23 protein-coding genes are annotated in these 23151 nt (G+C 47.0%); 7 read left to right on the plus strand and 16 right to left on the minus strand.

The window, feature by feature from the left end; translation table 11 throughout:
* Window positions 1–2: 2 nt before the first annotated feature.
* The 4 genes from MKX68_RS00960 to hemE all read right to left on the minus strand — a co-directional run bounded on the left by MKX68_RS00960 (window position 3) and on the right by hemE (window position 5038).
* Window positions 3–1421 carry a CapA family protein gene (locus MKX68_RS00960; protein WP_340908432.1) on the minus strand — a complete coding sequence of 473 codons (1419 nt, stop codon included), beginning with the start codon at window positions 1419–1421 and terminating at the stop codon, window positions 3–5.
* A gap of 185 nt (window positions 1422–1606) precedes the next feature.
* Window positions 1607–3031: a protoporphyrinogen oxidase gene (gene hemY, locus MKX68_RS00965; RefSeq protein WP_338593531.1), complete on the minus strand. Its 1425-nt coding sequence runs from the start codon at window positions 3029–3031 to the stop codon at window positions 1607–1609.
* A complete protein-coding gene (gene hemH / locus MKX68_RS00970; protein WP_338593529.1) occupies window positions 3031–3981 on the minus strand; it encodes a ferrochelatase in 951 nt (316 codons plus the stop codon). The genes hemY and hemH overlap by 1 nt, the downstream gene beginning before the upstream one ends.
* Window positions 3974–5038: a uroporphyrinogen decarboxylase gene (gene hemE / locus MKX68_RS00975; RefSeq protein ID WP_338593526.1), complete on the minus strand. Its 1065-nt coding sequence runs from the start codon at window positions 5036–5038 to the stop codon at window positions 3974–3976. Before hemE ends, hemH begins: the two co-directional genes overlap by 8 nt.
* Window positions 5039–5242: 204 nt before the next feature.
* Between hemE and MKX68_RS00980 the strand changes: the two genes are divergently transcribed.
* Entirely contained in the window at window positions 5243–6454 is a 1212-nt protein-coding gene (locus tag MKX68_RS00980) for an MFS transporter (protein ID WP_017689411.1), read from the plus strand.
* A 113-nt stretch (window positions 6455–6567) separates the two neighbouring features.
* Here the strand turns inward: MKX68_RS00980 and MKX68_RS00985 are convergent, their stop codons facing one another.
* Window positions 6568–7770, minus strand: a complete 1203-nt coding sequence (locus MKX68_RS00985; protein WP_338593522.1) for a cytochrome P450 — start codon at window positions 7768–7770, stop codon at window positions 6568–6570.
* 485 nt (window positions 7771–8255) lie between these two features.
* On the opposite strand from MKX68_RS00985, the gene MKX68_RS00990 reads away from it, so the two are divergent.
* Complete coding sequence (locus MKX68_RS00990) at window positions 8256–9467, plus strand: asparaginase (protein ID WP_338593520.1); 1212 nt, start codon at window positions 8256–8258, stop codon at window positions 9465–9467.
* A 188-nt stretch (window positions 9468–9655) separates the two neighbouring features.
* Here MKX68_RS00990 and MKX68_RS00995 read toward each other — a convergent pair whose 3' ends face one another.
* Window positions 9656–10288, minus strand: coding sequence for an O-methyltransferase (locus MKX68_RS00995; RefSeq protein WP_340908436.1), 633 nt, complete (start codon window positions 10286–10288; stop codon window positions 9656–9658).
* A 239-nt stretch (window positions 10289–10527) separates the two neighbouring features.
* On the opposite strand from MKX68_RS00995, the gene MKX68_RS01000 reads away from it, so the two are divergent.
* The 4 genes from MKX68_RS01000 to MKX68_RS01015 all read left to right on the plus strand — a co-directional run bounded on the left by MKX68_RS01000 (window position 10528) and on the right by MKX68_RS01015 (window position 15210).
* Window positions 10528–11682, plus strand: a complete 1155-nt coding sequence (locus MKX68_RS01000) for a THUMP domain-containing class I SAM-dependent RNA methyltransferase (protein WP_074094429.1) — start codon at window positions 10528–10530, stop codon at window positions 11680–11682.
* Window positions 11683–11894: 212 nt separating this feature from the next.
* Window positions 11895–13892: an LTA synthase family protein gene (locus tag MKX68_RS01005; protein ID WP_340908442.1), complete on the plus strand. Its 1998-nt coding sequence runs from the start codon at window positions 11895–11897 to the stop codon at window positions 13890–13892.
* 81 nt (window positions 13893–13973) lie between these two features.
* Window positions 13974–14399: a cytidine deaminase gene (locus MKX68_RS01010; RefSeq protein ID WP_338593515.1), complete on the plus strand. Its 426-nt coding sequence runs from the start codon at window positions 13974–13976 to the stop codon at window positions 14397–14399.
* An 85-nt stretch (window positions 14400–14484) separates the two neighbouring features.
* Window positions 14485–15210: a DsbA family oxidoreductase gene (locus MKX68_RS01015; protein ID WP_340908445.1), complete on the plus strand. Its 726-nt coding sequence runs from the start codon at window positions 14485–14487 to the stop codon at window positions 15208–15210.
* 298 nt (window positions 15211–15508) lie between these two features.
* On the opposite strand, the gene MKX68_RS01020 is transcribed toward MKX68_RS01015, so the two are convergent.
* Complete coding sequence (locus MKX68_RS01020; protein ID WP_339784769.1) at window positions 15509–16339, minus strand: aldo/keto reductase; 831 nt, start codon at window positions 16337–16339, stop codon at window positions 15509–15511.
* Window positions 16340–16513: 174 nt separating this feature from the next.
* On the minus strand, window positions 16514–16795 hold the full coding sequence (locus tag MKX68_RS01025; RefSeq protein ID WP_036609724.1) for a hypothetical protein: 282 nt from the start codon (window positions 16793–16795) through the stop codon (window positions 16514–16516).
* Window positions 16796–16945: 150 nt separating this feature from the next.
* Here MKX68_RS01025 and MKX68_RS01030 point away from each other — a divergent pair, with 150 nt between their 5' ends.
* On the plus strand, window positions 16946–17344 hold the full coding sequence (locus MKX68_RS01030; RefSeq protein WP_340908448.1) for a hypothetical protein: 399 nt from the start codon (window positions 16946–16948) through the stop codon (window positions 17342–17344).
* Between the two features lie 101 nt (window positions 17345–17445).
* On the opposite strand, the gene MKX68_RS01035 is transcribed toward MKX68_RS01030, so the two are convergent.
* The 8 genes from MKX68_RS01035 to MKX68_RS01070 form a co-directional block, all read right to left on the minus strand.
* Entirely contained in the window at window positions 17446–17667 is a 222-nt protein-coding gene (locus MKX68_RS01035; RefSeq protein WP_091032287.1) for a DUF1450 domain-containing protein, read from the minus strand.
* Between the two features lie 21 nt (window positions 17668–17688).
* Complete coding sequence (locus tag MKX68_RS01040) at window positions 17689–17991, minus strand: heme biosynthesis protein HemY (RefSeq protein ID WP_036670085.1); 303 nt, start codon at window positions 17989–17991, stop codon at window positions 17689–17691.
* Window positions 17992–18133: 142 nt separating this feature from the next.
* Window positions 18134–18391, minus strand: a complete 258-nt coding sequence (locus MKX68_RS01045; protein WP_036670081.1) for a hypothetical protein — start codon at window positions 18389–18391, stop codon at window positions 18134–18136.
* Between the two features lie 197 nt (window positions 18392–18588).
* Window positions 18589–19800: a M14 family zinc carboxypeptidase gene (locus MKX68_RS01050; protein WP_445259514.1), complete on the minus strand. Its 1212-nt coding sequence runs from the start codon at window positions 19798–19800 to the stop codon at window positions 18589–18591.
* Between the two features lie 228 nt (window positions 19801–20028).
* Complete coding sequence (gene racE, locus MKX68_RS01055) at window positions 20029–20838, minus strand: glutamate racemase (protein WP_036610949.1); 810 nt, start codon at window positions 20836–20838, stop codon at window positions 20029–20031.
* A 220-nt stretch (window positions 20839–21058) separates the two neighbouring features.
* The gene (locus MKX68_RS01060; protein ID WP_340908455.1) at window positions 21059–21436 is read right to left on the minus strand and encodes a YtxH domain-containing protein; all 378 of its coding nucleotides are present in this window, start codon (window positions 21434–21436) and stop codon (window positions 21059–21061) included.
* A 185-nt stretch (window positions 21437–21621) separates the two neighbouring features.
* Window positions 21622–22536, minus strand: a complete 915-nt coding sequence (locus tag MKX68_RS01065; protein ID WP_338593500.1) for a DUF4261 domain-containing protein — start codon at window positions 22534–22536, stop codon at window positions 21622–21624.
* Between the two features lie 10 nt (window positions 22537–22546).
* Window positions 22547–23008: a DUF86 domain-containing protein gene (locus tag MKX68_RS01070; RefSeq protein ID WP_340908460.1), complete on the minus strand. Its 462-nt coding sequence runs from the start codon at window positions 23006–23008 to the stop codon at window positions 22547–22549.
* Between the last annotated feature and the right edge of the window lie 143 nt (window positions 23009–23151).

The raw sequence follows: 23151 nt of genomic DNA on the forward strand, positions 1-23151 counted from the left end.
TTTTAATTAGGCGAAGCGACTCCATTCCCATCATATCGAATACCCGGGGAGAGCTTTGCCATCTGTTCCAACAGCAGTTTGTTCGCCTCATCAATCATTGGAATGGCCTGACCTAGCCCGGCCTCATAAGGGATAACTTTCATGCTGCAAGCTGCATCTTGACTACAGCGAGCCTGAAATACCGCCGTTTTCCACGTCTCTTCGGTGGTTGATCTGGAGAAAATGAAATTTCCCGTACTGTATGCAATCCACTTTCCCTTATAGTACTCCAACCCTTGCAACACATGAGGATGACCACCTATGACCAGATCTGCGCCAGCATCTACAAACTCATGAGCCAATCGGGTCTGGTCACTATTCGGAGTACTTACACGTTCCTCTCCCCAGTGTGCAACCACGATCACCAGATCAGCCTTCTTACGGGCATCCTGGATCGCTTGCACTGCCCCTGTGGAATCATAGGCTTCAGCCACGCCAGCCCGATTACCTTCCGCCTTCCAACTCGTTTCCGGTACAACGCGGGAGAACCCAAGCAATGCAATCTTCATACCTTTGCGTTCCAGATATGCTGGTGCATAGGCTTCATCCCTGTTCATGCCAGCCCCGGTATGAGCTATACCATATTCCTTAAGATAGGTTAACGTATCTACCAGACCTTCTACGCCCTGATCCAGAATATGATTGTTAGCCAAATTGACAGCATCAAAACCCGCAGAGGCCATTGCCGCCAATGCTTTGGGCGAAGATTTGTATACATATGTTTTGTTAGCCGCACCAGTACCACCCAGGGTTATCGGTGTCTCCAGGTTGCCGATGGTAAGATCATCATCCTTGAATAATCTGCCTAGTTTGGCAAAGGGATAGTCATAACCGTTCTTATCCAGCAGTTCCGCAACTTTGCCTGAAAACTGGATATCGCCAACAAAGTTAATCGTGACATCCTTCGCTGAATTGGAAGGTTTCGACGTCCCTGATTCGGTATCTACACCTGCATTTCCCTTGGTGCCGGACGGTGTCGAATCCGCCGCTGGTTTTTTCGTTCCAGATTCGGCTTTCCCACTGTTGGTATTGCCTGAAGTATCAGGTGTCGCTACTCCGGATGTCTTATCTGTATCCGCTGTTGTCTCTTCATCCGTAACTTCGGGTTCTTCTTCCGGAGTCTCATCGGACTCCGAGTCAGGAGCACTTACTTGATCCCCACCTTTGGCATCGTCTCCAATGGAAGGCTGATCCTGATCAACAATTTCTTGCTTCACCGGCTGGTCTGCCTGTTGCTGACGGTTATTCATGACATAAAAAATGCCCACCAGACCAATTGCCATGATCAACACAATATTAACGGTCCAGATGATTGTGATTGTATTGCGGGTGCGTTTACTAATTTTCTTCTTTACACTTCGCTCTGATCTTGGGGGATACATAAGCAACTCCTCTTCTTCTTCACAGCCATACATACCATTATATCAGGCATATTCTGGATTTCCATCATTCCTTGGAACTGTATCGATTGAAAGGATACGAACTCGGTTAGCTTCCATATTTTCATATAAAAAAAGCCATCTCTCCAGTAGATAATTCTACGTTTGAGACAGCTCTCTTGCTGTACTTAATCTGCTGCAAGCTCTTGTGTAGCCTGGACAGACATCTCTTTTGCTTGTCTGATGCAATCAGGCAAGCCTACACCCTCATAACCTGCACCTGCAATGTACACACCCGGTAACTTGCTGCCAAGCTCCTCACGAAGGGCGGCAATATGTTGGAGGTGTCCCACCGGATACTGTGGCATGGATTTACGAAGCCTTGTAATCTCGGAGAAGATCGGCACTGCTTCAATACCCATCGTCTCTCTAAGATCCTTGAGAACCAGGTCCGTCAGCGCTTCATCCGGAAGCTCTACGTTCTGTTCGTCACCAGAGCGACCAACATAACAGCGAAGCAGTACTTTATCATCCGGACTCGTATGCAGCCATTTCGTCGATGTCCACGTGCAAGCGGTAATATTTCGACCCTCTTTCCGTGGAACAAGGAAACCCGATCCGTCGAATACATGCTCCACCTCTTTTTTCTCAAAAGCGAGCACTACATTGGCTACAGATACATAGTTAATCGCATCCAGTGCCGCTGTGTCCACGTGAGGTTTCAACAGCTCCGACGCGACATATGTCGGCACAGTAACCACTACATCATCAGCTTCAAGCATTTCGCCATTACCCAGTTCAACATGGTATCTGGTCTGCGCTCCATCAAGACGTTGCAGTGACTTCACCGCGGTGTTCAGACGTTGATCCACATCCTGCAACTCATGGACGAGTGCATGAACAAGGCTCTGCAATCCCTGGCGAAAGTTCAGAAAAGCGCTCCGTTTTGTACCGGTATGCGTCTCAGCCGGTTTACGACCTGTCATCATGCCTCGGATCAAGCTACCGTAATCACGTTCTACTTCTCCGAACTGCGGGAAGGTAGCCTGGAGGCTCAATCGCCGCATATCACCTGCATAGATTCCTGCGAGCAGTGGTTCCGTCAAGTTCTCCAACACTTCTGCTCCAAGACGACGTTCAATCATATAACCGAGCGATTCATCCTCTGTTGTACGACGCGGCGGGATGACAAAATCCATCAACGCCCGCAGTTTGCCTGCCGGAGAGACGAGACCACTTCTCAGGAACGGTCTTAGTTCTGTCGGAATACCGAGAACAAGTCCTGCTGGCATTGGATGAAGTTTGCCACGCTGCATGATATACGTTTTCTTCGACTCCGGATTCTGACTGACCAATTCATGATCAATCTCCAATTCTTTAGCCAGGTCAATCATTGCTGTTTTGCGAGCCAGGAAAGAATCCGGCCCTTTTTCAATCACAAATCCATCCCGGTGCAGTGTCTCAATCATGCCTCCCATGGACGAGCTTTTCTCGACCAAAGTAATCACAGGTTCAACTCCTGCTTCCCGGTAATGCTTGCGGATATAAAATGCCGCGCTGAGGCCGGTAAGGCCACCGCCGACAACAACAACACGGCGTTTCTTATCACCCATTACTCATCCGACCCTTGCTGCCATTGGCTTATAATAACGTCGCTTAACGTCTCCATGTATAGAGGATCGCTATTGAGAGAATCAATACGCATCAGGCGCATGTCGATCTCTTTGGCAATCGATTTGGCCTCAATATCAAGATCATAGAGCACTTCGAGATGATCCGAGACAAACCCGATTGGTGCCACAAGCACATCCTCTACCTGTTCACGCGAAAGCTCCTGTAACGTATCCAGAATATCCGGTCCAAGCCAAGGCTCAGCTGTTCGTCCGGCACTCTGCCACGTAAATTGCCAATTGGTTATGCCTACACGTGATGCAATCACTTCCGAAGTCTCCAGCAATTGTTGCGGGTATGGATCACCCATCTCCACAATACGTGCCGGCAGGCTGTGAGCACTGAACAACACCTTCACATCTCCGCGTTTTGCTCCAGCTTCCTCAAACGCATCCAACTTGGCACTAACACGTGTGGACAACGCCTGGATTAACTTCGGATGCAGATGATAACTCTCAATAAAGGACATATGAACGCCCAGCTCTTCTGCTTTTTCACGCGCACGTTTGATATAACTACCTACACTCATCGTGGAGAAATGAGGAGCCAGTACAATACCAATCGCTGTCTGAATTCCATCCTTCGCCATCTGTTCCACGCCGTCCTCAATAAACGGATAGGCATGCTTCAGTCCTTGATAACAACGGAATTCCACATCAGTGCCACGCTCATCGCGGTTCAACGTCTCCTGAAGGGCCTTGACCTGATTGTCTGTATTCTCCCGAAGTGGGAAAACACCGCCAACAATGGCTTCATAACGATCCTTCAGTTCCTTCAATTGTTCCGGTTCAGGCGGACGTCCTCTGCGGATATGTGTGTAATACGCTTCAACACTCTCCATATTTTCTGGTGTGCCATACGACATCACCAGTACACCTACAGTATTAGTCATTGGTTACCGTCACCCCAGTCTTCATTGCTTCGGCAGAATATTCATGAATATACGCCGTTAGTTCTCTGAGCTTCTCTAGCGATGCTTCAGGAAATAATCCGTGTCCGAGGTTGAAAATATAACCCGGCTCCTTGATTCCTTCGTCAATAATCACTTTGGCTTGCTCCTTAATCAGTTCCATCGGGGCAGTCAGCAAATATGGGTCCAGGTTACCCTGTACTGCAAATTTGCCACCAAGACGTTTACGCCCTTCCGAAATGGATACTCTCCAGTCGAGTCCAATCACATCGGCTTGCAGATTATGCAGTGCTGGCAACAACTCACCGGATGCAACACCAGGGAAATAAATCTTCGGTACATTCAAATCCGATAATTCGGTAAAGATACGGGTAATCGTAGGCAACACATATGTTCTGAAGTCTTTGGGAGAAAGTGCTCCAACCCAGCTGTCAAACAACTGGAATGCCTTACCGCCATTCGCAATATGCGCACGGACATATGTAATAACCATATCACCAAGCTTCTGCATCAGCTTATGCCACACCTCAGGCTCGCTGTACATCATCGTTTTGGTGCGGATATAACCTTTCGAAGGTCGGCCTTCAATCAGATAACTCGCAATCGTGAATGGTGCGCCCGCAAACGTAATAAGAGGCACATCAAGCTCCTTATCCAGAATTCGAATGGTTTCCAGAATATGTGACAGATCTCCTTCTACGTCGATGGGACGGAGCCGATCCACATCTGCAGCAGACCGAATAGGATTATCGATAACTGGACCAATATTTTTTACAATGTCAAAATCAATGCCCAATGAGGCAACCGGATTCATAATATCGGAATACAAAATAGCCGCATCTACACCAAGTTTGCGTACCGGCATGAGTGTAACTTCAGCCGCCAGCTCGGGTTGTTTGCAGATTTCTAGCAAGGAGTATTTTTCTTTGATTTTGCGATATTCAGGATCGTAACGTCCAGCTTGACGCATGTACCACACCGGGACACGGTCTACCTGTTGTTTGAAACTTGCCCGAATCAGTCGATCATTATAGCTCATGTAAGAAGCCTCCAATAGTTTTTGGACTCATAATTACCATTATGCCCTTTTTAAACAGCCGTAACAACCACATGCAGATGCGTTCTACGTGACAATACTATGACATTCCTTACACCCATCCCCCATATGCCAATTATGTTATAATGAAAGAATGGTGTTTTTTTGAGAATTACAGAAATATCTTTGAAAGGAAGTGAAAGCACTTTGAAAACGTGGAAAGTAAACCTCATTGTGCTTTGGTTCGGACAATTTTTGGTCAATTCGGGCATGACCATGATTACCCCATTTTTGTCTCTTTATCTCGCAAGAGATCTGGGCGTTGTTGGCGAACATGAAATTGGCATTTGGGCCGGATTTATTTTTGCAGCCAATTTCCTCACCTCATTTTTGTTCCAACCGCTGTGGGGCAAGTTATCAGATAAGTATGGTCGAAAAGTTATGCTGCTGCGTTCAGGATTCGGGATGGCCATCGTGATTGCCCTTATGGGTCTGGCACAGAATCCCTGGCAGCTTCTCTTATTGCGTTTGCTTAACGGTACAATCTCCGGTTTCAATCCTGCGGCTGTTGCGCTGATATCGGGTACCACTCCGAAAGACCGCATGGGTTTTGCCATGGGAATCAGTCAGTCCGGGCAGGTAGCCGGCACAATCCTGGGTCCGCTTATTGGTGGGTTGCTAGCGGATGCAGTAGGCTTCCGCCCCATTTTCTACATTACAGGTGGACTGATCTTTGTTGCTTCCATGCTCGCCATGTTCCTGGTGAGAGAGAAATTTGACCGTCAAGAAGCAGCTAAACTGCCGGCACAATCCGTATTGTCCGGTCTGAAGGAGCTGAACAAGTCACCACAACTACCTGCACTGTTTGCTGTGACGTTTCTGTTGCAGTTTGCGATGATTAGCCCCATGTCACTCTTGCCGCTGTATGTGCAAAAATTGCATGGTTCGGATGTAAATGTGGCCTTCTGGGCAGGACTTGTCGGTGCAGTTACGGGATTATCCAATATGGCGATGTCTCCAATTCTCGGCAAGCTGAGTGACCGAATTGGTCCTCACAAGGTGCTGACGTTCTCCCTCATAGGAACAGGACTCATGCTTATTCCGCAGGCATTTGTTCAGACCGTGTGGCAGCTCATTCTTGTTCGTTTCATGATGGGTGTGTTCATGGGTGGCCTGCTTCCGAGCGTTAATGCCTTGATCCGTTCCTATACGTCCGATAGCATGATCAGCCGTGCATTCAGTTTTAATACGAGCACTCTGGCGCTGGGCAACATGCTTGGAGCGATCATTGGAGGTTTTATGGCAGGATTCATAGGGATCGAAGGTCTGTTTATCGTCTCTGGCGGACTGCTGCTGCTTAATATGGTTTGGGTCAGATTCAAATTGTATAACAAACCTGCTTCTATTCGGGAATCCTGATTCCCCATTCATCTCTATAACGAGTCCATCTTAATTTTTATTGAAAAAGCCGCTTCCAGCGCCTAATTGGCCTGAGAGCGGCTTTTGTCATTCATGTGCCATTCATTATTTATTTATTTATTTATTAGATTGAATTGTATCGGATAATGTTTCACACCAAATACAAAGGCACTTTGTATCGGTTGCAAGACTGTTTCCGGCACAAGCTGAATACGCTCCATGTGATGAAGCAATGTATGAAGAACTACCCGTGCCTCCAAACGAGCGAGTGGTGCCCCCAGACAAAAATGAATGCCAAACCCAAATCCCATATGCCTGTTGGGCTTGCGATCAGAGATGAAATCTTCCGGGTCTTCAAATTGGGCACTGTCCCGATTAGCTGCTCCAACCCAGGAAATCACCTGCTCTCCAGCTTGAATCGTCTGACCATTCAACTCTACAGTTTCCTTGGCGACCCGCCCAATCGCGACAATTGGCGGATAATATCTCAGCGTCTCTTCAATCGCAGAAGTAATCCGTTCAGGATGTTCGCGCAACTCCTGTTGTAGCTCGGGTTGTTCAGACAGTATACGAACCGCATTGGTGATCAGGTTGGTTGTTGTTTCATTACCGGCAGCAAGCAAGAGAATACAGAAGCCTACCACTTCATCTGCAGTCAACTTCTGATCATCAATCTCCGCAGCAAGCAGTAACGAGATCAGATCATCCTTTGGCTGCAACCGACGTTCTTCCATAATGCCAGTGAAATAGATATGCAACTCCTGCATATTTCTTTTTTTCTCCTCCAATAACTCCTGGAAGGCCTGCTCACTATCATCACGTGCGCCTTTCACCAACACATCAGACCAGTCTTTGAACTTTTGACGATCCGTCGCAGGGACTCCAATCAATTCCGCAATCACAATGACGGGCAATGGTGTTGCAAGGTCATCAATAAGTTCCATATGTCCTTCTGACAGGTGTGGAGCAATTAACTCATCTGTGATTTCCTGAATACGTGGAGCCAACGCTTCGATTGCCTTGGGTGTAAACGCCTGGTTCACCAGATCACGTAGCTGTTTGTGTTTGGGAGGATCTGTCGTCAACATGCTCGTATTGGCACGATCACGTGCAGAAGAGAACAGTTTCGGATTTTTCAATACGTACTTCACATCTTCATAACCGAAAACATCCCAACATTCTCGATGCTCATCATATCGGACTGGAGTGTTATCACGAAGTTCTGCATACACCTTGAAGGGAGATAACCTCTCTTCCAAAGTCTCCAGTTCCCGAATCGGAATGTAATTTGCATACTTTCTCGGTGCCTGTTTCATCGTTTCTCCTCCAATCAATATTATATATTTATTTACATATGTTGATCACCCCTATTATAAACATATCTCTATAACGAAACCAATCTTTAGACCATAATTGAGCCCCATTACCTAATTGCGCTACTACTATCCTCTCTTTCTGTTACCCACTTCTGATATGAGTCCCAATTCGACATTCTTTTATTGAAATACATCGTTTTATCAGGACAAAAGACTCATTATGTAATATTAACTAACATTAAAAGGGCTTATTTTCCTTCAAAACTACTAAAATCAGTTCCTTTCTATCTCTATATGAATGTATAATCTTTCATAATTCCTTATAAACAATCATTTTACTCTCATTATCTGCGAATGTAACCGATTACTCTATCATTATCTTTGTTTGTCATATTAATTAACATGAAATACAATCAATTTGAAATGGTATACATATTCTTCTTAACAAACTTAACATCACACTTACTTGAAGGAGAGTGCTATTCATGAGAAAAACATCCAATCTTCGTCCCTGGGCCGTATGGAGTACCGCAGCTTTAACAGCACTGACCATCTCATTGTCCCCCATTGGAACCTACGCTGCGCACGCGGCTACGGTAGAGGTGAAAGGCACAACAGGCGCTGTTCAGACAGCAACCACTACTCCAGCTCGCAATACTTCCATCCCTGCAATACCAGACTCTTCCAAGCAATCTGCACTCCCTAATGTATTGGTGATCGGAACTGGCGGAACGATTGCCGGTCAATCCGAGGATGCCACCAGCTTCCAGAATTACAAGGCAGGTACACTTCCCATTGGAGAGATGGTAGACGCATTACCGGATAAACAGAAGATTGCTGATGTTAGCACACTCCAATTCGGAAACTCAGGTTCAGGTTCCTATAGCATGACCGACCTCTATGACTTGTCGCAGACGGTAGACAAAGCTCTGGCAATGTATGACAGTGTTGTCGTTACCACGGGTACAGATACAATGGAAGAAATCGCGTATTTCCTCGATATGACGGTTCAGAGTGACAAACCTGTCGTGATCACAGGCTCCATGCGTCCATGGACTGTCATCGGTTCTGACGCTCAAGCCAATCTGTACAACGCAATCAAACTTGCAGGTAGTGGTCGTACCACTTCATTTGGCACAGTACTCATGTTGAATGACACAATCCAGCTTGCTCGTGGTGTAACCAAGACAAATGATTATCGAACAGATACGTTTGAAACGCCGATGCTTGGCGCTGTAGGATATATTGATGAAGAAAATATCAGAATCTACCGTGCTCCTGCACGTGCCTTGAAACCTGAGGGTACAGCAAAGCCCGTATTTGATCTAAGTAAAATCACAAAGGCAGATCTGGCCAAAGTAGAAATTGCGATCTCGTATCAGGAAGCTGGCGGTGGAGCCATTGAAGGATTCGTGAGCAGTGGTGCCAAAGGAATCGTGACTTCCGGCACCGGAGCTGGCGGCATCTCCAGAGCTATGGGACAAGCCCGTACCAAAGCCATTGAAGAAGGTGTTATCTTTGTGACCACCACTCGGACGGGTTCAGGAAGTGTATACGGCGGTGGCAAAGGTATCATTGCAGGCGACAACCTGAGTCCACAACAAGCTCGTGTATTATTGATGTTAGGCTTGTCCTTCAGTGATGATTTTGACACCATCAAAAAATGGTTTGAAACGTACGGGACACCTGAAGTATAAATAGAACGACTACAACGATATCTGTAAATACAAAGAAAGAGACGACACATTTTTGATCATTCAAAATGTTGTCATCTCTTTCTTTGTGTGTTTTTAGAAAACTCCGTACAAAATCACGATCACCATCACAAACATAAGAGCGTGAGCTCGTGTTTCATCGGAGTTTTATCTTTAGGAAATTTTCACTTTCACTTCACCCAGGCAAGTACCAGCCCATCGTAATCCGGCAACATCGTCGTCACCAGACGCGGGTCGCTTGCCATCTGTTCATTGAAACGGCGAACAGCTAGCACGGCCGGGCCCTGCTTGTCCGGATTCAGCGTACGACCACGCAGGAAACAATTATCACCTACAATGACAGCACCTGGCCGGGCCAGCTTAATGGCATAGTCAAGATATACCGGATAATTCTCCTTGTCTGCGTCAATAAAGAAAAAATCGAATGTGCGACCTTCCTGCTCCAATTGCTCCAGGCTGTCTGCCGCCGGGCCAATCCGATACTCGACCTTTTCGCCAAAACCGCCTTCTTCCAGATGACCACGCGCCATTGCCGCATATTCCTCTTTTAGTTCCAGCGAAGTCAGGGTTCCATTCTCACGCAAACCGCGCGCAATGCAGATCCCACTGTAACCGCCCAGCACGCCGATTTCGAGCGCAGCTTCTGCTTTGGATGTCTTGGCTAGAAACGTGAGCAAACGTCCATACGCCGCCGCAACCGAAACCTCAGGCATGCCGTTCGAATGGATGGCCTCTTTCACTTTAAGCAAAAGGTCATCCTCTTGAAATAATTGATTTACATATTCATCAGGGGTCAGATTCACCACTAAAATCCTCCTTGGACACTTGGACTGCTTTCCATATGGATGCCAATGTTCTATAATAAATGTTTGTTATCAACACAGGCGGTTGACTGATGCATCACCTCGAAAGAGGAGTGCATACGTTCACCGCATTTCTCATTGTAAGTTTTTTCACGGAAAGCGGCAAGGCCGCACCGTTACTATACAGCAGAGAGAAGGATTTCCCTTCTCCAGCTTGAAATGGAGTTGAAATGAATCACATGGCTCAATTGCAATTGATTGCAACCTCGGCGATGGGACTCGAGGCTGTTGTTGCCCGGGAACTGAAACAACTGGGGTATGAAGATGTTACGATCGACAACGGCCGGGTTTTCTTTACAGGAGATTATATTGATATTTGCCGTTGTAATCTGTGGCTGAGAAGTTCGGATCGTGTATTGGTGAAAATGGGTGAATTCCCTGCTACAACATTCGACGAATTGTTTGAAGGCACCAAAGCACTGCCTTGGGAAGAGTGGATTCCAGCCGACGGCGAATTCCCTGTAGAGGGTCGCTCCCAAAAATCCCAGTTAAGCAGTGTACCTGCATCACAAGGGATCGTGAAAAAAGCAATCGTAGAGAAACTGAAGCTAACTTATGACACGGAGTGGTTCCCAGAGGATGGGTCTCGTTATGTGATTGAGGTCATTCTGCTGAACGATCGCGCCCTGCTTACTTTGGATACAACGGGACCAGGTCTGCATAAACGGGGTTATCGTAAACTCGTCACCGAAGCGCCACTCAAAGAAACACTTGCTGCCGCTCTTATTCAGCTCAGCCGCTGGAATGTATCCCGTCCATTCTATGATCCATGCTGTGGATCAGGCACAATGCTGATCGAAGCCGCTATGATCGGCTGGAACATTGCACCAGGACTTCGTCGGACCTTCAACTCTGAGGACTGGGCTGTCATTCCTGAAGAATTGTGGGAACAGGCGCGCGAAGAAGCATTCGATGCTGTGCGAGACGATGTCCCGTTACAGATTTCAGGTAGCGATATTGATCCGGAAGCAATTGAAGTTGCTATGGCAGCAATCAAGAGTGCTGGGTTCGCCAAAGATATTGAAGTCAGCGTCCTGCCCGCTCATCGGGCAAGACCACAGGGTGAATATGGTGTCATCATTACCAATCCCCCATATGGTGAACGTTTGAGTGAAGAAAAAGAAGTTCAGAAGTTGCTCCGCTCATTAGGGCGCAGTTACCTCGACATGCCAACATGGTCCTTTTTCGCAATCACGTCGACCAAAGCTTTCGAGGAGTATTTCGGTCATAAGGCAGACAAACGTCGCAAGTTGTTCAACGGACGAATTGAAACCCAGTACTATCAGTATTTGGGCCCATTGCCCCCACGAAATAAAGCACCACAATCTTCATAATCAATGCAAATACAAAGTGCTCCTGCCATCCATGGCTCGGGCACTTTTTTGTGCGCTAATCTGGTCATATGAATTCACCGACTTCGCTCTTCGATTCCGCAGAAATCAATTCTTCTGAGGCATAGTTGAAAACACATGAGGCCACGCTATAATGGATGGAGCCCTATTTTACATTCCGATAACAAAACAACAAAAGCAAGGAGGACATACATATGGTTGTCACTCGGCCTTCGCGCAGCTCTATGCCACGCGGGCTTCTAAACCATCCACTAACGTTATATCTTATTTTTCTTGTGCTCATGCTGCTCAAACTCATGTGGCTCCATCACAATCTTCACGCTTATAACATTACGATGGGACTGCTGGATAAAGTCATTGCCATTGGATCTTTACTACTCTTGTCCTTCTGGACCTGGTTGCTGCCACGTAGAGGCATGATCGTGTCTCTCGCCGCGCTTAACCTGCTGCTTACCGCACTAATCTACGCCGATATGGTGTATTATCGCTATTTCCAGGATTTCTTGACCATCCCGGTATTGTTGCAGGCGAGACAAGTTGACGCATTGGGTGACAGCATCGCTACACTGATCTACACAAGTGATCTCTGGTTCTTTGCCGACTGGCTTGTCGTCATTCCGTTCGCAGCTATCGTACTGTTCAGCAGAAGTTACCGTTCGAAGCACTCTAGTACATCTGTTACTGGCTACGGGGGTTATTCGTATAACGATCGCAAGGCACGGTTGCGCCGCCGTCTCACGGCTGGCAGCATTGCCCTTGTGCTGGGAATGGGACTCGCCGTCGGCCCAATTTATTTTTACAGCAAAACATGGGCAAAAGGCCTGTTTGATAACAACTGGTGGAATGTATCCATGTACAATGTGACCGGACTGCTCGCTTTTCACGGTTATGATCTGTACAACTATGCCAAAGACCACATCGGCTCCGGGCCGCAGGCTGAACCCGCTGATGTTGAGCAAGCAAAGGCATTCTTCGCTGAAAGGCAAGGAACTGCCCCGCAGGATGCCTTGTTTGGCAAATATAAAGACAGCAATGTGATCATTGTCCAGGGTGAGGCTTTTATGAACTTCATGATTGGCCAGAGCATTGGCGGTCAGGAGATCACGCCCCATTTTAATGAACTGATGAAGGAAAGTCAGTATTATAGTCACTTTTATCACCAGACCGGTCAGGGCAGAACGTCAGATGCCGATTTTGGCGCAAATATTTCCCTACATCCACTTCCGGTTGGATCAGCGTTTGTACGCTATGCGGACCATACGTATGATTCCCTTCCTTCCATTCTGAAGGACAACGGGTACAGCACCAACGTATTTCACGCTTATGAGAGTGGCTTCTGGAATCGGTATACGATGTATCAGAACATGAAGTACGACAAGTTTTATAGTAAAAATGATTTTGCACAGGATGACCCGCTTGGCTGGTCCCTGTCTGATGAATCCTTTTTCCGGCAATCCGTTGAGCAAATGAGTAGTGAGGTGACCGAACCGTTCTATTCCTTCCTCATTACACTCAGCAGTCACCACCCATACGCCCTGCCAAAAGAGAAGCAGCAACTGGATGTAGGCGAGTTCCAGGGAACGATGTTCGGTGATTATCTGCAATCCGTTCATTACGTGGATTCAGCACTCGGTAAGATGGTGGAAGATCTGAAAAATCGGGGATTATGGGAAAATACCATTTTTATGTTCTACGGAGACCACGACAACTCGATCAAGGAACAATCACAATACGAACAGTTCCTGGGACGTTCGCTGAACGAACTGGATATGGCACAGATCATGAACGAGGTTCCCCTGCTCGTGCATTTACCGGACGGAGCAGATGCCGGAACCATCGACGAACCTTCGGGACAACTGGACATCACGCCATCCGTATTGCATCTGCTCGGCGTGTCCGACCAGTCCTATTATCATATGGGTAACGACGTATATGACGGGTCTGCACGTACAGTTGTGCTGCGTAATGGTGCATTTTCGGATGGTTCTGTATTCTATATTCCATCGGATGATTATATCTACGAGAATGGCGCTTGTTATGACCTGTCAACACGTGACAAAACAGATATCAATGCTTGCCGTCCAGGTCATGATGAAGCAGCCAAGCGATTACATGTCTCAGACACCGTAATTACCTATGATTTGATTCAGCGCTTTCGAGAGGAAGACAGTGGAGCCGCAACATCTCAATGATTAATATCGTAATGACAAACTAAACAATACACGAAATGAATTGAATTTGTATTTGCATTTAAAAAGGGGAACTTGTATTACATGACATTACACACTGAACCACTTAATATGGAACAGAAATTGTTCGATGCAGCCGCAGAATTTGTGAAGCAACGTTATCCTCAGGGATGGGGCGGTGCGGGTGCCGTCTATACCGAAGCTGGTTCCCTGCTGATTAGTGTAGCTCCAGAGGTCATCAACGATGCCACGCATCTATGTATGGAAACAGGAGCTTATCTGGAAGCCCACAAATTGAACGAACGCGTCACCCACTCCCTCTGTATCGCTCGTGATGATGAGCATTCAGAATTCAAGGTCCTTACACCTTGCGGCGTATGCCAGGAACGATTATTTTACTGGGGCGAAGACGTCAAAGCTGCCGTATACGATCCTTCTGGTCAACTGGTCTTCAAGAGACTGGATGAGATTCAACCTTACCATTGGTCCAAAGCATATCGGAGTAAATAGTAATCTCCTTGCGAATTATAGAAAGTGGTTTTATAATTGTAACTATATCAGTTTCAACTATATGGATGATGGAGGTTTTCACATAATGAATATTGAGATATGGTCTGATTTTCTGTGCCCATTCTGTTATATCGGCAAACGCCGCCTGGAGAATGTACTACAACAGTTTCCACACCGCGATGAAGTGAAACTGCAATTCAAAAGCTTCGAGCTTGATCCAAACGCTACATTGAACCCAGGCAAAACCAATTCGGAATATCTGGCTGCCAAATATAATATGAGCGTGGAACAGGCCAAAGGTATGAATGTCCAGATGAATGCCAATGCTCGTACGGCAGGACTGGAATACAATATTGATGCCATGATCCCTACGAACTCCTTCTCAGCTCACCGCTTGACACACTGGGCAGATACACAAGGCAAAGCGCTCGAACTGAGTGAACGGATATTCCAAGCTGTCTTTATCGAAGGTAAACATTCGGGAGACCCTGAAGTGTTGGCTCAGTTAGCAGAGGAAGTCGGCCTGGATCGAGAGGCAGCTACGGCAGTGCTGTCCAGTGACCAATTCACCGACAATGTCCGCGCTGACCAAGCAGAAGGCGAGCAACTCGGCATCCGCGGTGTACCGTTCTTTGTATTCGACCGCAAGTTCGCCGTATCAGGTGCTCAGCCTGACGAGGTGTTCCTGGATGCCATTCAAAAAGCATGGGACGACCGTTCCCCATTCACCATGGTTGAATCCAACACAACAGAAACAGACGGCAGCGGTGTCTGCACAGATGACGGATGCGAAGTCCCGAAAAAAAATTAAGCCACTTCACACACAAAAAGCAGCAGGATCAGGGGATATCCCCCGATCCTGCTGCTTTTTTTATATGCTACACACGACTCTAGCTCATTGTATATATTTGTGTTTGATGAACAGTTACTGTGGAGGGGACGGAATCGATTCTGAAGAAGCGAAGCGTGCGCCTTTGTATCCAAATTTTATCCTCTGAAAAGAGGATTCAAAAAAAATTTGGAGACAACAGCGATCAAAAGAACGATTCCGTAACCAGAACAAACACAAGTAGTTCATCAAACACTTATATTCAATTAGCGCCACCCACTTAATCCCAGAACAGTTGATCCGGATGTGGACCCGTCCGCTTATCTGAATCCAGCGCATCAATCTGTCTCAACTCATCCGGTGTCAATTCAAAGTCAAAGATGTCCGCATTCTCACGAATACGATCCGGGGTAACCGACTTCGGAATCGTTACAATCTGATTCTGAATGTCCCAGCGCAGAATAATCTGTGCCGGCGTTTTCCCATATTTCTGGGCCAGCGCTTTGAGGGTGGACTCTTGGTTCAGCTTGCCTTTCATGATCGGGCTCCAAGCCTCCAGTTGAATTCCCTGCGCCCCGCAGAAATCCTGAAGTTCCTGCTGGATCAGACCCGGATGCAGCTCTACCTGATTTACCGCAGGCACCGTTCCGCCCTCATCTATGATATCTTGCAAATGATGTACTTGAAAGTTACTCACACCAATCGCACGGATGCTTCCTTCACTATATAGACGTTCGAATGCTCTCCACGTCTCCTTATACTGGTCTCTGCCAGGCCAGTGAATTAAGTAAAGATCAATTACATTCAGTCCAAGTGCCTTCTGACTAGCTTCAAATGCTCTCAACGTTGAATCAAATCCCTGATCCTCGTTCCAGAGCTTGGTCGTCACAAACAGTTCGTTACGGGCAACACCACTGCTTGCAATAGCTTGTCCCACTTCTTCCTCATTGCCATAGATGGACGCGGTATCAATACTGCGATATCCAACCTCCAAAGCGGTCTCAACCGCCTGTTGTACTTCCTTACCTTTTGCTTTATATGTTCCAAATCCTAGCCATGGCATCGTTACTCCGTTGTTCAGAATCGTACAATCTGTAATATGTTTTGTCATTCTGTACCTCCCGTATGGAATTTTGCCTGCTCTTGTTCTATTAACCTTCTCACAGAATTTTAAGCGACCATTCGACATACTGTCGGAGTTAACCCATGGACCCAGAGTCTTTGCAAAAGATATGAAAAACCCGCAAAGCATTGCTGCCCTGCGGGTTCTGATGTGACAGGAACGTTATAAATCCCCTTGACCGTGCTGACTCTGGATTGAATTCAATCTTCTCTTCTCCTCGATGAACATTTCCTCTGCCAACTCAACACCTTGCCCTCCGAGTGAAAGCTCTGCTTGTCGCATCGCCTGCTCCGTGTGTGCCAGACGTCGTTCCGCCTGTACAATGGTCTGTGCCGTCGGATGAGACATGGCCTGAGATACAGCATAATGAAGCTTGTTCACCGCATTTTGCGCCTGAGATACAGTGGTATCGGCTTGCAAACTGGAATCATAACGCTTCGGCATGAGTATTCCTCCTTGGGATTATCATGTTCCTGTTACCCCTTTAGGATGGATAACACAAGCCTTCCTTATTCTTCTTTTGTGTTTTTATCGTAACTTTAGTTGATTTGGCTACGTTTATTAGATAATCATGCCGAATCAGGAGGAATTCATTTGAAGAAAATAATATTGACACTCTGCATGTTGCCCTTGCTCATTTGGGTACAAGGCTGCGCTCCTGCAACATACGAGATAGAAGGATATACAGCGTCATCCATGAACCCAGACATCCCGGTTCCAACCAATGCAAAGCTCATTGAAAACATAGCTTATTCCGATGATCCCAATCTTAAAAAAGGGGCTAAGTATGAACTGAAACATATTGGGGGTGAACAAGGACTCTACCCACCAATGGATTATTTTCAGAAGTTAGCGGATACAGGTTGGGTCGAATTGGAGGAAGAACGACTGGGGCATGTACATTTTCTGAAAAAGGATAATACGGTCATTGCTATTGAAATTCGAGAAGATACCTTCCAAATTACTGAAATGGTCAAAGCTGCTATGGAGTAACACATCCTTTCACTGCTACCCAAACGCAAAAAAAGGAGAGGCACGTAGCCCCTCCTTTCTGATGTGTGGACAGTTTTCTCCACTCACCTTGTTATATCCTGTTACTTCACGAACTTTGCGACTTTGACGAGCACTTCTTCTTCTGTCGGCGCACTGATGTACCGACCGTTGATAAAGACAAACGCACGTTTCGCGCAAGGACCGCAATAGGATTTGCACCCAATCTTGATCTCCGTGTCTGGAGCCATTTTTTGCAACTTGGGTACAATCGATTTCAGTCGGACATGATTACACTTTTCGCATACACGGATATCGTTAGCCATGATTTCCCCTTCTTCGCGCCCTTAGTGGTCGCCGTGATTACCTTGGGACGGATTCGTAATAACAAATCCCTCTTCCGGGAAGTAGAGGTAGTCAATTTTAACACCGTTCAACAAAGGCTGATCATTCGCAAGAATGACATCAATCTCTTTATCCGTAGATACAACCGTATCATTTTCTTTTGGTGTGTCGAGATCAAGCCCGTAGTGAGCATGGTCACCATGTGCATGAGTGATGACAACGCGCAGTTTTTTTCCTTCGTTCTCCGGCTTGTCCAATTCAAGCTTCAATACTTTAGCAGCATTACGCGTAATTTTGCAGTTCATTCTCTTCATCTCCTATATTGTAATTGCTGGGTTCAACAATTTCAGCATTCTTAAACTACAGCATCTATTGTAAAGAAAGTTACCGCTCTTCGCAATAACATTGATGCGAATTCAATGTTAAAATGATCCATTAGGTCGCAAATTAAGAAGGTGTCCCCTCCTGAAGCACAGGATATTTACGTTCTGCCCGGCTCACAAACCAATTCATTAGAATCAAAGTGACCCCGATATCATCAATGGGCATAAACGGCATTACGTCAGGAAGTACCCAGTACAACAGCGCCGGAATAATAAACAACAGCTTTTCTCCCAAAGGAATCTGCGGAGCCCGGAGCAGCCGGGGGAGCCTTTTGAAAACTTGTGTCCATCGTTTGAACGATAGCAGTCTTCTCCACTTCATTTCGAATCCCTCCGTAACATTATATATGTCGCCGAAACGGCATATCCATCATTACCCGTTCGAAAACCATCCAGAACGAATGACGTAACATGCCATTATAAAAAATAATAAAAACGGAACGTCGCTCATGGCGTCCGTTCCTGTTATACGAATGATCTGCTGTTAAGTTTCACACCTTCATAATTCGGGGTCTTGCCTCATTGTCCATTGGATAACAGTTCAGCCAGCAACATTCCCACTTCTATACAGATATCATCAAACTGTTCTACAGGAAGCGGATTAACACCCAATCCAACTTCTACCGTGAAGCCCGGTCTACCGAAATCTTGAATAAACCAGTCCTTGTATCCGGCATCACTGCCACCGAGCTTCACCGCCTTGTACCCGGAAGCTTTGGCGAGTCTACGCGACAGCGGTCCACTCTCCCTGGGTTCCAGATCACGGTAGTTCCAATAGATCTCCTGGCCCTGACTATGCAGGGATACAACCACATCAAATGTATGTTGCTGCGTCCACTGCGCAAGGGCCTGTGCCTCCGGTTCTGTCAATGGGGCTATCCCTGCATAATCCCTGGGGCCAGGTGAGGTCATACCTCTTCTCGCTGCCTCTTCATCCCAATGGGCTGGAAATTGATCATTCAGATCCACCCCTCTGATGTTGGCCTTCCAATGGGTGAAATGTGATCTGTCGGCATTCCAGGCTAACAACTGCTGTGCATGGGGGTGCTGATTGACCACACCTTCCTGAACCAGTTCGACCCCGTCCGGATTAACCATCGGAACTGCCCAGAGTGTCGTCTCTTGCATCCAGCGTTCTGTCTGGTATTGATGCCATGCCCCATGTGTACTATACGCCTCGGCATACTCTTCAATAAACTTCATCAGAACTGCTGTTGTCAACCACTCATTCGCATGAACGGAAGCATTAACATGGATATGTCTCGACCCTTGCCCAATACGCAAATAAGGAAGCGACTTCCCCATGACACTTGTTCCAATGGACCCCGTCTCAATAAACGGGTATCGATTCTCCAGCTTGTCTATATCCCTGATTAATTCTCGATAACCATACTCTCCCTGAATCTTTACAATAGTTTTTCCATTCGAAGCCGGAATATGAATACAGCGACCAACCCAGTCGGTTATGTTGGTAATTTCGGGATTGGCCTGGCGCAACACCTCTTCATCCAGACCAAATCTCCCTGCAATCTCCCCTACACTTTCTCCAGGCGGTACAGCGTATCTGCGACCTGTCCCGGGGACAATACGCAGCATCTGACCTGCCAGCAAGTATGGCTGGGAAGCCACTTCCGGGTTCAGTGCAGCAAGGAACTCTTTGGTCATATGGTGTGCTGACGCAATTCGCGGCAACGTATCTCCCCGCTGAACGATAATCCACTGCAGATCCATGTTGTTCTCCTTTCCACAGGAAAAGACAGGTCCCCTGTCCAGTTCTGACCAATCTCGTGTCTGTAACATATGTATGCAGGTCGGGTTGTCCGTCATGTGACATGAATCATGTTTATCTTCGGTTAATGCATAATGACAACAAAAAATCCCGAAACTTCACAGTTCCGGGATAGTCCATAACCAAAATACATTAATTAAAAGTCTTATCCATGCATATTTTGAGTATAACTATGATAATTGCGTAACCTGCCAGACAACAGGGGTCTTGGAGATCTGCTCCCCCAACCATCGACGGGTGATATTCTGGAACATTCGCGGGTCCCCCGTACAGAAAAATTGATGTACCGGAGTCTCATCCCCACTGGCTAGCTTTCGTTTATCATATAAAATCGTACTGATTTCACGTGCCGTTTCATCTGCTGAACTGATTAACTTCACTTCCTGTCCCATAACTTCCTGAATCGTGTCCATGAGAAAGGGATAATGCGTACAACCCAGAATAAGACAATCGATTGGCTGTTGTTTGATCTCGCCCAATGATTGTTCCACCGTATGTGTCGTGTGCTCGGAACGAAATTCACCTTGTTCCACCAACGGCACCAGCGCCGGACAAGCCTGACTAACCACATCAATATAGGGGGACAACTGCTTGAGTGCCGATGTATACGCCCCACTACCTATTGTACCCGTGGTACCAATCACACCAATACGTCCTGTACGTGTCGCTGTGATTGCGGCCCGCGCACCCGGATGTATAACACCAATGACAGGCATATTCACCTTGGCACGGATATACTCCAACGCGGCTGCTGTTGCTGTGTTACAGGCGATAACGATAACCTTCGGATCGAATTGGATCAAGAAATCAACGATTTGTTCCGTAAATTGTTTTACTTGTTCGGACGAACGGGGTCCGTACGGTGTCCGGGCAGTATCCCCAAAATAAATGATCTTTTCCCGCGGGAGCTGACGCATCACTTCCTTGGCGACGGTCAATCCCCCCACACCGGAGTCTAATATAGCGATTGCTTGCTGCACGAACACACCGCTTCCTTCTTCATTGAATTGGTTCTCATAACGATTGTTTCTCAGAGCTTTCTTCCTACCGTATGAACATTCCGGCAAAAAGGTACCTACATCTTACCCGATTTCATCGCAGGGTTCAAATTAAATCCACGCGCTACGTCATCTATGTGTGGACACGCAACAAAGCAGGCTCTCCTCTAATTAGAGGAAAGCCTGCTTATCAAGCTTTTACTTAGTTGTCGTCCTTGGACTCATCCGCAGGAAGCTTCGCAACGATGTCAATTCCGGGTTCATCCACTGCTTTATCGATATCGTTATCAACAATGGCTGCCGATATGCGAATTTCTTTCCCTTCAGCGCAATTGCGCCAGGATTGAATATCCTGAATCACGACATCTGCGGTCTCTTTAACTTTGGATACGATCTGCGAACTTTGTTCTCCCACGATACCAGCCAGTTCCTGACCTTTCTCCGATACCTGACGAGCACCTTCTGAAATATCCTGACGAAGTTCACGTCCCGATTTCGGCGCCAGCAATAATGCCGTTACTGAACCAACCACGGAGCCAATAAGAGCTCCCAACAACAAACTTTTGTTAGAATCCTTCACGTCACATCTCTCCCTTAACTATTGTTTAAGTACCGGATCAGAAGCAACGGTCTGTCGCTCAGCCATCCGGGCGAATGCCTACTCTGTTGATGCATTATAAGCAGCACAGGCTTGACTTGACACTCCAGATGTTAAAAATAATCTGAACGCCCTTTTTGAATGGATGCAAATGACTTGGCTTAAACTCAGTTCTGACGAGCCGGCTCGAGATCAGCCACGGCATGCTCATCCCCCGGGTCCAAATCAATAACATATCGTCCAGGTGCAATCAATGCCGCCTGATGTTCACAACGCCAGCGACGTCCACCTGAAGAACCCAGCGTCTGTCCATCTTGCAGAACATCCCCCTGATCAAATATGTAATACGCTGCACCCAGTAAGGTCTGAGCCACCGTATCTGGATCAAGACCGACGAAGTGACACTGGACATCAGGTACACCCAGTGCAGACAATCCCACGGTATCCATGACCAACCCGCGCTGTTCCTCTGTACCTCCGGCTTGATACATTCGAACGTTCATGGCTGCATACAGATGTTCCTCACGTTCCTGAGCTTGTGTATATGCTTCCGGTTCAACCAGCTTATCACTGCCATACCAATACAGCGCATCACAGGTCAGACTCTCCATGATTGCCAGTACAGTCTTCTGAAACAGCTCCAGGCGCTGTTTACGAGGCATGGCAGCCGTGAACATATCATGTATCCGGATGGAGTACCGCGAAGCTTCTACAACTTGTCCCACTTCCGGCCAATGCCATGCTTGTTGCAGAGCCCCGCCAAAACGTGCACGATCTGCGATTTCATTCACAGGAAGCATGCAGGTCTGAGCAGGGATATCCCCTTCCTGAAAGGATACCTTATGGTCCAGATGATAGAAGACGAGCATCTCATGCTTTTGCCCTCCGCTCTCTTGTTTCACATCCAGTCGGACTTGTCCTGTATGACGAATCATCGCTTCCTGCAAACGCAGGCGATCTACCTCTGGACGTTCCCGGAACAAGAGTTCAACCATATACACCGGATGGAATCCGGAAGGTGTTTCATTCGTTTCGTTACTTTCAGTATTTACTTCATTGAATTCTTTTGATTCATTTTTCATGCGATTTCCCTCATTCCTTACGCTGTCCCTCAGTCTGTGCCGCATTGAAAGGACCAAGTTCTGTTTCCACGTAGGCGCTAACCTGAGTAGTAAAATGTTCAAGTATGCTTGGCAACTCTACGCTAAGCGGATGGAGCTCTGACCGCTCCCAACTGTAATAATCCTGCACCAGTGGCTTGCGTAACGTGACAAGCTGACGCAATATCTCATAGGTCGAATGATCAAAAACCTTTTCTTCATAATTAATCTGAATAATATCATCATAACTGCTCGCATCTCTCATGATGAAGCCGTCGATCAGATAACTTCCCACATCGGTAACAATCTCGATCGCCAGGTGAAGACAACGTTCCTGTACCATCCCCAGCATGAGACTGCCATCCCAAGCTTCTGCCGCCCCGCGAAGCCCTTCAGCTACTTCCGGTACAGCAGCAAGCCGGCGGGCAATCTGTTCTCTGTTCACATAATACATTCGTTCACTTCCCGTTCAGTGAGTTATCGGTTCCGTTTCCCTCTTCGCTTAAGCCAGAATATCATCACAGGACAAGCGATTAGAAACACAACAAAAATATATAGAAATTCCATAACGTCTCTTAAATCGCTCATGCAGAGTCC

This window comes from Paenibacillus sp. FSL M8-0212 (assembly GCF_038004645.1).
In the GTDB taxonomy this organism is placed as follows: Bacteria; Bacillota; Bacilli; order Paenibacillales; family Paenibacillaceae; genus Paenibacillus.